At 69.8% G+C, this 11670-nt stretch carries 7 protein-coding genes; 4 read left to right on the top strand and 3 right to left on the bottom strand.

Annotated features, from left to right (window positions below):
• Entirely contained in the window at positions 1-1392 is a 1392-nt protein-coding gene (locus tag NS220_RS03990) for a phosphotransferase (protein ID WP_058622808.1), read from the bottom strand.
• A gap of 64 nt (positions 1393-1456) precedes the next feature.
• On the opposite strand from NS220_RS03990, the gene nudC reads away from it, so the two are divergent.
• Entirely contained in the window at positions 1457-2359 is a 903-nt protein-coding gene (gene nudC, locus NS220_RS03985) for an NAD(+) diphosphatase (RefSeq protein ID WP_058622807.1), read from the top strand.
• Positions 2356-4110, top strand: coding sequence for an ATP-dependent helicase (locus NS220_RS03980; protein ID WP_058622806.1), 1755 nt, complete (start codon positions 2356-2358; stop codon positions 4108-4110). Before nudC ends, NS220_RS03980 begins: the two co-directional genes overlap by 4 nt.
• A gap of 740 nt (positions 4111-4850) precedes the next feature.
• On the opposite strand, the gene NS220_RS03975 is transcribed toward NS220_RS03980, so the two are convergent.
• Positions 4851-6278, bottom strand: a complete 1428-nt coding sequence (locus NS220_RS03975; RefSeq protein ID WP_058622805.1) for a zinc-dependent metalloprotease — start codon at positions 6276-6278, stop codon at positions 4851-4853.
• Between the two features lie 124 nt (positions 6279-6402).
• Here NS220_RS03975 and NS220_RS03970 point away from each other — a divergent pair, with 124 nt between their 5' ends.
• Both NS220_RS03970 and NS220_RS03965 read left to right on the top strand, forming a co-directional pair.
• On the top strand, positions 6403-7542 hold the full coding sequence (locus NS220_RS03970) for a YlbL family protein (protein WP_058622804.1): 1140 nt from the start codon (positions 6403-6405) through the stop codon (positions 7540-7542).
• Positions 7543-7584: 42 nt separating this feature from the next.
• Positions 7585-10500, top strand: coding sequence for a UPF0182 family membrane protein (locus tag NS220_RS03965; protein ID WP_193755266.1), 2916 nt, complete (start codon positions 7585-7587; stop codon positions 10498-10500).
• Positions 10501-10723: 223 nt separating this feature from the next.
• On the opposite strand, the gene NS220_RS03960 is transcribed toward NS220_RS03965, so the two are convergent.
• On the bottom strand, positions 10724-11617 hold the full coding sequence (locus NS220_RS03960; RefSeq protein WP_058622802.1) for a prenyltransferase: 894 nt from the start codon (positions 11615-11617) through the stop codon (positions 10724-10726).
• Between the last annotated feature and the right edge of the window lie 53 nt (positions 11618-11670).

The raw sequence follows: 11670 nt of genomic DNA, 5'->3' as shown, positions 1-11670 counted from the left end.
TCAGGATCCGTCGCCGGTCACGCCCCAGCGGCGGAGGGCCGCACGGCTCGCGCGCGCGGCGTCTTCTTCGTCGTCTTCGTCCGCGTCCGGGGAGGTGTCGCCGGACCCGACGGGGGCACCGCCGGTCGCGGCATCCGCGGTGGGCGTTCCGGCGGTGTGCGGAGCGTTCTCGGTCCACCCGTCGAGATCGATCGGTGCCGTCGGACCGGGTTCCTCGCTGAGGGCCGGGGTCAGATCGAACGCCCCGGTATCGGCGTTCGCGCCGGAGAGGTCGTCGTCGGCGAGGGCCGCGGCGAGCCCGGCGGCCGCCGCCTCGCGGTCGCGCTCGGCGGAGAGATAGAGCGACAGCGCCTCCGGGTCGTAGGCGTCGGTCTGCATCGACGTATCGGCCGTGCCGATGACCGCCGGGGGCACCTGCTCGACGAGAGCGAGCGCGTCATCGATGTCGGTGCGGGTGTCCGTCACGATGTGGTCGCCGCGAACTCCCTCGACGAGCGCCTCGAGCAGCGCGACGGCATCGGCGACGACCGACGCGTCCCCGGCGTCGTGCCCGTGAACCAGCCAGCGGGCGAATTCGAGCTCGGCGTACAGTCGGGCGCGCTCGCGAAGAAGGGCATCGGGGGAGCGGTCGCTCGCCGCGGTGTAGCCGTCGAAGACGTCGTCGGCGGCGAGCGGCGCGGATGCCAGCCAACGCAGGTCCACCGCCGGATCGCCGACGCTCAGGCCCGACCAGTCGAGGACGCCGGTGACGTGCGGGATGTCGTCCTCGTCATCGTCGAGGAGGACCGAAGAACTCGTGCCCCCGCCGAGGATGACGGCCGATTCGAAGCGCCACAGCTCGTCTTCGCGAAGGGCGCGACGCCAGCGGAGCATGAGAGCGTCGGGCACCCGATCCGTACCGTCGGCGCGATCGAGCAGGCGGGCCGTGTCGTCACGAACCTGCTCGGGCGAGCGGACGGGAAGACCGTCGGTGCGGACGATCGAGACGGGCAGGGCATGAATGGCCGCGAGCGCCCCGCCGATGGCCGGCGCGTAGCCGGGGCCCTTCGGCAGATGGGCCGGATCGATCCGGTACCCCTCCAGGTGCGTCGTCACCAGGACGCGGTCCGTCCCGGAGCCGGTTTCGCCGAGCACCTCGGGAACGGCGAAAGGGAGGAGCGCACGGACGCCGGGTGTGAGGGCGAGCAGTGCGCGCGACTCCGCGGCCAGGTCGGACGCGGACTCTTCCGAGGAAGGCCGTCGCACGACAGCGGTACGCCCGTCGTCGAGATGGACGAGGGCGGCATCGAAGCGACCCGCGCCGTTCTCGGTGAGCGCTCCGACGCGCGTCACACCGATCCGCGGGAGGGCCGCCGTCACCGACGCGGCTAGAGTGAGGGGCGAGCGGGCCATGCCCCCAGGGTAGGTCGGGTGCTCGCTCGTTCCCCTTGCGCCACGCCCTTGAGAGAGGTGTTCGATGCCTTCTCCGTCTCCGACGCGATGGCCCGGCGGTGCGCTGGACAGGCGCGGTGACGAACGCGTCACCGACGATCTGATCGAGCGCGAGCGCGCGGCATCCGGAACGCGAGTCCTGCTGATCCGCGGTGACGCGGCGCCCGTCGACGGCGGACGACTGTCGCTGATCGGCGCGACCGAGGTCGAGGAAACGTACGAGTGGGCGTTCCTCGGCCGGAGCATGGACGGCCGCGGTCTTCTGCTGGCGGTCCTGGAAGAGAGCGACGAGCCCGCTCTCCCCGCGGGGGTCGAGTGGGGGCGGCTCCGCAGCGTCGGCGGGGACCTGCCCGCGGAGGAGGCGGAGATCCTCGCCACGGCCGTGGCGCTGGCCGGCTGGCTTCGCGATGCGCCCTTCTGTCCCGCGTGCGGTACGCGCACGGAGCTGCGCCACGCGGGGTGGTCGCGCCACTGTCCCCGCTGCGGTCGTGAGCATTTCCCGCGCACGGATCCGGCGGTCATCGTGCTGCTGTCCTCGGCGACGGACCCCGACCGTGTTCTGCTCGGGGCGAATGCCGCGTGGGGCGGGGACAGGTACTCATGTTTCGCCGGCTTCGCGGAGGCCGGGGAGTCGCTGGAGGACGCCGTCGCGCGCGAGATCTTCGAAGAGGCGGGGGTGCGCGTGCGGGACGTGGAGTATCGCGGCTCGCAGGTGTGGCCGTATCCGCGCTCGTTGATGCTCGGTTTCCGAGCGCGCGTCGTGGACGACGCCGAAGTGCGCGCCGACGGTGAGGAGATCGTCGAGGTGCGCTGGTTCGACCGCGAGCAGATCGGCACCGCTCTGCGCGGAGAGGACGGGGTGCAGCTTCCCGGGTCGTCTTCCATCGCGCGCCGCTTGATCGACGACTGGTACGGGGGCGTCGGATGAGCTCGGGTGCGTTGGACGGACTCGACGAGCATCAGCTGGAAGCGGCGCGCGCGCTGCGGGGACCGGTCTGCGTTCTCGCCGGGGCGGGCACGGGAAAGACCCGAGTCATCACGCGCCGCATCGCCCATGGGGTGGACACGGGTGCCTACTCGCCCCAGCGCGTGATGGCGGTGACCTTCACGGCGAAGGCCGCGGGTGAGATGAGAGGCCGCCTGCGCGCCCTCGGGGTGAGTGGCGTCTCCGCCCGCACCTTCCACGCGGCGGCTCTCGCCCAGGTGAACTACTTCTGGCCGACGTTGGCGGCCGACCAGGCGCCGTCGATCATCGACAACAAGGTGCGCATGCTCGCGCACGCGGCCGACGGCATCGGGCTCTCCCCGGACACCGCCACGCTGCGTGACGTCGCGTCGCAGATCGAGTGGCGCAAGGTGACCATGCGCTCGATCGAGCAGTACGCCATCGCGCGACCGGAGGGCGTCGGTCGTCTGCGGGTGGATCAGGTCGTCGATCTCCAGCGGTCGTACGAGAAGCTCAAGGACGAGCGGCGGCAGATGGACTTCGAGGACGTGCTCCTCACCTGTGCGGGGATGATCGAGGCGGAACCGCGGGTGGCGGCGGCCGTGCACGAGCAGTACCGGCACTTCACCGTGGACGAGTACCAGGACGTCTCGCCGCTGCAGAACCGGCTGCTGGAACTGTGGTTGGGCGATCGACGCGACCTCTGCGTGGTGGGGGACGCGAGCCAGACCATCTACTCGTTCACCGGTGCCGACGCGCGATATCTGCTCGAGTTCGAGCGCACACACGAAGATGCCCGGGTGGTGCGCCTCGAACGCAACTACCGCTCGACGGGCGCCGTGCTCGCCGTCGCCAATGACCTCATGCGCGGGCGCGCCGGCGCTCTCGAACTCGTCGCCGCGCACGAGGGGGACGCCCCCGTTCCCGTCGTCCGCGGCTACGACGACGACGAGACGGAGGCTGCGGGCGTCGCGGCGTCCGTCGCCGCGATGGTCGCGGAGGGCGCCGACCCCGAGAGCATCGCGATCCTGTACCGCTCGCACGCCCAATCCGCGGTCGTCTTGAACGCTCTGGCTGCGCAGGGGATCGCCGCGACGGTGCTCGGCGGGCGGAAGTTCTTCGACCTTCCCGAGGTGCGCCAGGCGCTGATGGCGCTGCGGGCGGCGTCGGTCGCGCCCGTCGAGACCGGTTTTCTCGCCACCGTCCGCGACGTGCTGAGGGGAGTCGGGTTGACGGACGAACCGCCGCAAGCCGGAGGGGCTCTCCGGGACGGCTGGGAGGCTCGGGCGGCCCTTCTCCGGCTCGCCGAGGAGGCTGCGCCCGGAACGGATCTGCGGTCCTTCACCGACGACCTCCAGGCGCGAGCGCGGGACCAGCACGAGCCCGCCACCCGCACCGTCACCCTCTCGACCCTCCACGCGGCAAAAGGACTGGAGTGGGATCACGTCTTCCTCATCGGCGTGAGCGAGGGTCTTCTCCCGATCTCGTACGCGACCACCTTCGAGGCGATGGACGAGGAGCGTCGGCTCGCGTACGTGGGCGTCACGAGGGCCGCGCGCTCGCTGTCGGTGAGCTGGGCTCGAGGACGCGGCCGCGCGGATCGTGAGCCGTCGCGCTTCCTTCGAGAGATCGGCAGCGGCAGTCTGCGCTCGGGTGATGGTCTTCCCAGACACGCCGGATCGAGTCGGCGTGCAGGCGCAGGGAACGGGACGGGATCCCGGGTCGCGCGGTGAGCAGGTGCCGTGCGGCGCGACCCGCCTCAGCGGCCAGCGCCACGTCGACCGTCGCGCACGGGCGCGCGAGCAGCTGAGCCGCGAGCAGCGGCCACGCGTCGTCGTGACGTCGAGCCGTGGCATCCAGGCAGGACAAGCACGCGGTGCGGCCCGGATGCACCACCGGTCCGATTCTCGCGCTCGCGCCGCCGAGGACGAGGGGCAGATGCACGATGTCCTCGCGGAGGAGAGCGGACGCGCGACGAGGATCGACGCGGTGCGCGGCGAGCAGGACCACCCGGCGATCGGATGCCACGGGCGCGGAGTGGGTTCCGGCCCACGCGACGACCTCGGTGCGCGCCGGCAACGCGGCGAGGACCGCACGCACCGCCGATGAGGGGAGGTCATCCGCTGTCTGCACGACGAAGGTGACCTGTCGCCGCGGTCGTCGGAGGACGGGAGCGAGTTCCCGCAGCAGGGCATCGGCGTCCGTGTCCTTCGCGCGGTGCAGGCGGGCGAGCGCCCGGAGCTCGCTACGGGTCGTTCCGGCCTCGAGGGCTCCGACGGCCGCCTCCACCCACGGCGGCGAGGAATCGAGGAGAGCTCGGGCGGGCGCGCCGAACTGCACGGTCCCATCGCCACGGAACAGCGGGGGAGAAGCCTGGTCGAGTCGGATCACTCCACGATGATCTCGACCGGCGACGGGCCGCCGTCACTTATCCACACCCTCCGGGAGCGCGGTCCATGGTGGGGAGGACGTGTCAGACCGGGCGCTGGTCTCCCGGAGCCCCGCCGTCGCCGTCGTCTTCGTCCGCCTCGGGGGTGTCCGCACCCTCCGGCGCGTCGTCGATGCGGGGGGCGTCGCCGCTCTCCTCGGCGAGCAGCTGCGCGAGCGCATCGTCCATGGCATCCGTCGGTGCGGCCTCACCGCGCGACGCCGCGACCACGCGGGCCACCAAGCCGGCCGGGTCATCGACATCCTCGGCCGAGGGCATGAGGTCGGGGTAGTCCCAGAGCGCGTCGCGACCGGCCACGCCGACGGCTTCGGTGACCGCTCGCCACATGGCTGCTGCCTCTCGCATGCGGCGCGGCCGCAGCTCCAGCCCCACCAGGGAACCGAGTGCTTGCTCGGCGGGCCCGCCGACAGCGCGACGGCGACGGACCGCCTCGGCGATCCGCGCGGCCGCGGGCAGCCGCGAGGTGGCGTCTTCGGTGACCACGTCGACCCACCCCTCGATCGTGGCGAGCAGGTTCTCGAGGCGCGTCAAGGCAGCGGTCTGCTCCTCCGACCGCGCGGGCAGCAGGGCACCGCTCTCCAACGCACTGCGGAGTTCCTCGGGCTGCGAAGGATCGAATCGCGACGCCAGCTCCTCGAGAGCGTCGGTGTCGACGCGGATCCCGTGCGCGAAATCGCGCACCTGGGAGATGACGTGCAGGCGCAGCCAACGGGCGTGCCGGAAGAGACGCGCGTGTGCGAGCTCGCGCGTCGCGAGATACAGCGCGAGCTGGTCGTCGGGGATCTCGAGGTCGCGCCCGAAATCGGCGAAGTTCTGCGGCAGGATCGCTGCCTCACCATCGGGCATCACCGGGATCCCGACGTCTCCGCCGCCCACGACCTCGGTGGACAGGCGACCGACGACCTGGCCGAGCTGCGTGGCGAACAGAGAGCCTCCGACGGTGCGCATGAGGCGACCGGCACCCGCGATCATCTCCTGCATGTCGTCGGGCGCCTGCTGTCCGAGAGCGTCGGTCAGCGCATCGGCGATGCTCGTGGCGACAGGTTCGGCCAGCTCCTGCCAGAGCGGGAGGGTCGCGGTGACCCAGGCGCCGCGGGTGATCGCCCGAGCGGGCTGGGAGAGATCGGAGATGTTCGTCGCCTCACCGAGCCAGAGGTTGGCGAGCGAGAAGGCCTGCGAGAGGTCGGTGCTCTGCCCCATGGTGACGCCCTGGCCGTCCTGGTTGGCGATGTGCAGGGCCTGACGTTCCGCCAGGCTCCAGTCGACGCCGTCCTGGGCCCCCGCGAAGGCACCCTGCAGCTGGCTCATCACGGCCTGCAGCATCGCGGGGTCGATCTGCATGCCCGACAGCCGCGACAGCTGTTCGGGGTCGATGCCCGACATGTCGCCCGACATCAGGCGACGCATGAGTTCCTGGAACTCTTCTTCAGGGTTCCGGTCGTCGTCTGCCACTTCTTCGCCTCTCAGCCAGGTCAAGGGGAACGGGATCTACGCTAGTTGCACGATTCCTCGCTCTCCCCGGCTCGGCTCCACGCCGCTTACGCCGCGCGCGAACGACCCGGCAAAGGTAGGACCCGTGACCCTGTTCGACGAGAACGTCTCCGTCGTGCCCGCTCCCGCGCGCCGACGGTCACGCACCACGATCTTCGGACTGTGGTCCCTCGCCGTCGCCGTCGTGGTGCTCTTCCTGCTGACCTTCCTGCCGACGTCCTACGTGATCCAGCAGCCCGGACCGGTGCTGAACACCCTCGGCACGTCGAAGAACGCCGACGGTGTGGACGTCCCGCTCATCACGGTCCCGGACGAGAAGGCCGATCCGACGACGGGCCAACTCGACCTGCTGACCGTGCAGGTCAACGGCAACCGCGAACGCACGCCCACCTGGATCGAACTGGCGCTCGCGTGGTTCGATCCCTCCCGTGCGGTCGTGCCCATCGACCGGATCTTCCCGTCGGGGCAGTCCACCGAGCAGCGCAACACCGAGAACGCGGCTCTCATGACCGATTCGCAGCTCGAGGCGTCCGCGGCGGCGCTCCGCGAGCTCGGGTACGACGTCCCCCAGGGCATCGTCGTCGGGAGCGTGACCGGCGACGGTGCCGCCGCGGGAATCCTCGAGGCCGGTGACGTGATCGAGTCGGTGAACGGGACCGCCACGGCGACCGCCGACGACGTCAAAGCGGCGATCCAGGCGGCAGGCGGTCAGCCGGTCACCTTCGGCATCAAGCGCGACGACGCCCCGACGACCGCGACCGTCACCCCGCGCCAGGGTGAGGTCGGCGGCCAGCAACAGTGGCTCGTCGGCGTCTCGCTGGCGATCGGATTCGACCTCCCCGTCGACGTCAAGATCCAGCTGAACGACATCGGCGGCCCGAGCGCCGGCATGATGTTCGCGCTCGGCATCATCGACAAGATGTCGCCCGGGGACCTCACCGGCGGCCAGCACATCGCCGGCACCGGCACGATCGACGACAAGGGGCAGGTGGGCGCGATCGGTGGCATCCGGCAGAAGCTCTACGGAGCTCGGGATGCCGGAGCCACCTGGTTCCTGGCCCCTTCGGCGAACTGCAACGAAGTCGTGGGTCATGTGCCCAGCGGCATCCGGGTGTTCGCCGTCTCGACGCTCTCGGACTCGCTCAAGGTGCTCGAGACGATCCGCGACGGCGGGGATCTCGATGCCCTGCCCTCGTGCGAGGCGGGGAACAGCACGGGATCGTAGTATCCACGGCTCACGCCCCGCGGTCGCGCCTAGGATGAGGTGGTGACCACGACCTCAGCGCCGAACCAGGCCACGCCGCCGAACCGCTCCCGACGGATCATCTCGATCAGCTTGGCGATCATCGCCGCTCTGGTCGTGGCGTTCTTCGTCTTCGCGAACCTCTACGCCGATTGGATGTGGTTCGCCCAGCTGGGGTTCACCACGGTCCTGTCCACGCAGTGGATCGCCCGCGCCGTGATGTTCGTCGTCGGGTTCCTCGCGATGGCCGTGCCGGTGTGGGCGGCGATCCAGCTCGCGTACCGGTTGCGGCCGGTCTACGCGCGGCTGAGCTCTCAGCTGGATCGCTACCAGGAGGTCGTGGAGCCGCTGCGCCGCCTCGCCATGTGGGGGATCCCCATCTTCTTCGGCTTCTTCGCCGGTTTCGCCGCCTCGGCCCAGTGGGAGACCACGTGGCTGTGGGCGAACGGCGTCCAGACCTCGGTCACCGACCCGCAGTTCGGGCTCGACACCGGGTTCTACATGTTCGCGATGCCGTTCTACTCCGCGGTCCTGGGCTTCGCGTCGGCGGTCGCCCTGGTCTCGCTCCTGCTCACCGCCGTGGTGTCGTACCTGTACGGATCCGTGCGTGTCGGGCAGCGTGAGCTTCGCATCTCGAAGGCTGCGCGCATCCAGCTGGCGGTCCTCGCCGGCCTGTACCTCCTGCTCCAGGCGGCGAGCCTCTGGCTCGACCGCTACCGCACCCTCGTGCAGCCCGACGACCGCATCACGGGTCCCGGTTACGTGGGCGCGAACGCGGTCATCCCGGGGCAGACGATCCTCGCCATCGCCGCGGTGATCGTCGCGCTCGCCTTCTTCGTGACGGCGTTCATCGGCCGCTGGCGTTACCCGCTGATCGCGACCGCCCTGCTCGTCGTCTCGGCGATCGTCGTGGGTGCAGCGATCCCGTGGGCCGTGAACACCTTCCAGGTGCGGCCCAACCAGCTCTCGCTCGAGAGCCAGTTCTACCAACGGAACCTCGACAACACCAAGGCCGCGTACGGCATCGACAAGGTCGAGAAAGAGAACTTCGAGGCCGCTACGCAGGCGCAGGCGGGGCAGCTCCGCAACGACGCGGCATCCACCGCTCAGCTGCGCATCATGGACCCGGCGATCATCGGCCCCACCGTCCGTCAGCTCGAGCAGTACCGCTCCTATTACCAGTTCGCCGAGCCGCTCGACGTCGACCGGTATCAGATCAATGGACAGAGTCAGGATGCCGTCGTCTCGCTCCGTGAGCTGAACACCAGCCAGCTGGGCGATGCCAACACCTGGCAGAACTCGACCCTCGTCTACACCCACGGCTACGGCATGGTCGCAGCGGCGGGCAACGAGCGCACGGCGGACGGCGATCCCGTCTTCCTCGAGCGCGCCATCCCCGGAACCGGCTTCCTGACCGACCTGAACTACGAGCCGCGCGTCTACTTCGGAGAACAGTCGCCGCCGTACTCGATCGTCGGCGGACCCGAGGGTGGCGAGGACATCGAGCTCGACTACCCGCTGGGTGCGGACGGTGGCACGGAGACGCGCACCACGTTCCGCGGCAACGGCGGGCCGAGCGTCGGCAACGTCTTCAACCGGCTGATCTACGCGCTGAAGTTCCAGTCGGAGCAGATCCTGTTCTCGGACTACGTCAACCAGGACTCGCAGATCCTGTACGACCGCAACCCCAAGGAGCGCGTGCAGAAGGTCGCTCCCTACCTCACGCTCGACAGCGACCCATACCCCACCGTGGTCGACGGGCGTATCAAGTGGGTCGTGGACGGGTACACCACGAGCGCGAACTATCCGTACTCGACCGGCGTCTCGCTCTCGCGTGCGATCGCCGACTCGAACAACCCGCAGCCGACCTACGCGCTGGATGACATCAACTACATCCGCAACTCGGTCAAGGCCACGGTGGACGCGTACGACGGTTCCGTGACGCTCTACGCCTGGGACGACCAGGATCCCGTGCTGCAGACGTGGCAGAAGATCTACCCGTCGACGTTGCAGCCGTGGAACACCATGTCGGCCGACCTGATGAGCCACGTGCGGTACCCCACCGACCTGATGAAGGTGCAGCGCTCGATGCTCGGGGTCTACCACGTCGACGACGCGCGGTCGTTCTTCCAGCAGGACAACCGATGGGCCACGCCCAACGACCCGCAGAACGCGAGCGAGCTGCAGCCGCCGTACTACCTGACGATGAAGATGCCCAGTCAGGATGCGCCGTCTTACTCGATGTTCACGAGCTTCATCCCGGCCTCGCAGGGCGGGCAGGCGAGAAACGTGCTCACGGGCTATCTCGCTGTGGATTCCAATGCCGGTGACACCCAGGGCACGAAACGCGACGACTACGGGCGATTGCGCATGCTCGTGATCGACGCGGCCACGACAGTCCCCGGACCCGGTCAGGTGCAGAACACCTTCGACTCGGACACGAACGTCTCCTCGCAGATCAACATCCTCCAGCAGGGGCAGTCGCAGGTGCTCAACGGCAACTTGCTGACACTCCCCGTGGGCGGCGGTCTGCTGTACGTCCAGCCCGTGTTCGTGCAGTCCTCCGGTGACACCAAGCTGCCGCAGCTGCGCCGTGTCCTCGTCGCGTTCGGAGACAAGATCGCGTTCGAGAACACTCTGAGCGAGGCGCTCGACACCCTGTTCGGCGGTGACTCGGGTGCTGATACGGGTGACGAATCGGTGACCCCGACGGATCAGGGCGAGAACCCGACGACGCCGACCACCCCGACGGTCCCGGCCGGCGACTACGCGGCCGCGTTGCAGGAGGCGCGCGACGCGTTGAACGCTCGCCAGCAGGCACTCACCAGCGGTGACCTCGCGGCCTTCGCCACGCAGGATGCTCGCCTGACGGCCGCGGTCCAGCGCCTGCTCGAGCTGGAGGCCCCGTCCTCCGGGAGCACGCAGAACCAGGGCGGCTGACGCCCGATCCACCACGAACGCCGGTGCCCCGCTGACGCGGGCACCGGCGTTCGCCGTCCGTGCCGTGCCGCGGCACTCGTGCCGCGGCCGCAGTGCCGCGTCGCCGGTCCCGCGTCGCCCGTGCCGCGGCCCCCGTGCCGCGTCACCCGTGTTGTGCCGCCCCGCGCCCCGGCGTCGGCACGCGCCCCCCCCACGTCCTGAGCCGACGGGCGACGACCCCCGATCACGCCGTGAGGAACCACCACCAGATCAGGAGCATGGTCGTGCCGAAGCCGGCGATCTGGTTCAGCCACAGGAAGCGGTTCCATCCGGCCGTGGCGCGGTCGCTGTCGGCATCCGTCACGTTCCGGTAGGGCCAGCACACGACGAGGTAGGGAATCACGAGCACGGCGGCCAGAGGTCCGGGCCACGCGGTGAAGAGCATCGCGACACCGGCGAGCAGGTAGGCGACGAGGGCGAAGCGCACGGTCCAGCGCGCGCCCCGCGCGGTGGCGATCGAGGAGATGTCCGCGGCGCGGTCGGCTTCGACGTCCTGGACGGCGCCGAAGGCGTGCGAGGCCACGCCCCAGAGGGCGAAGGCCACGAGGACGAAGACGAGCTGCGCAGTCCACGCGGCCCCCGCGAGCACGAGGCCGTACACGGCGGGGGAGAAGAAGTGGATGCTGCTCGTCATCGAGTCGGCGAACGGTCGCTCCTTCAGCCGCAGGGGCGGCGCGGAGTAGAACACCACGAAGAACAGGCTCAGCGCGAGCACGAGCCACGACAACGGCGAGCCGATGATCACGAGGTACACGACGAAAGGCAGGCACGACAGGGCCGAGGCCCACAGCGTGATGGAGTGCATCCGCTTGTCGAGTACGGCGCCGTGGGTACCGCCCTTGCGGGGATTGCGCAGGTCGGACTCGTAGTCGAACACATCGTTCACGCCGTACATCGCGAGGTTGTAGGGAACGAGGAAGAACAGGATGCCGACGATCAAGGTCGCGTCGACGCTCCGCGTGGTCAGCAGGTACGCGACAGCGAAGGGGAATGCGGTGTTGATCCAGCTCACCGGTCGTGACGAGACGAACAGCTCCCGCAGCACGCGGCCGGGAGTGAGGGCGGCGGGAGCGTTCATGCGGTGTCCTTCTGGTGCGCGGGCGGCGTCGAGGAGCTGTCTCTTCTACAAAT

Source organism: Microbacterium testaceum (assembly GCF_001476655.1).
GTDB classification, from domain to species: Bacteria; Actinomycetota; Actinomycetes; order Actinomycetales; family Microbacteriaceae; genus Microbacterium; species Microbacterium testaceum_C.
This window is presented reverse-complemented; position numbering and strand designations above follow the sequence as displayed.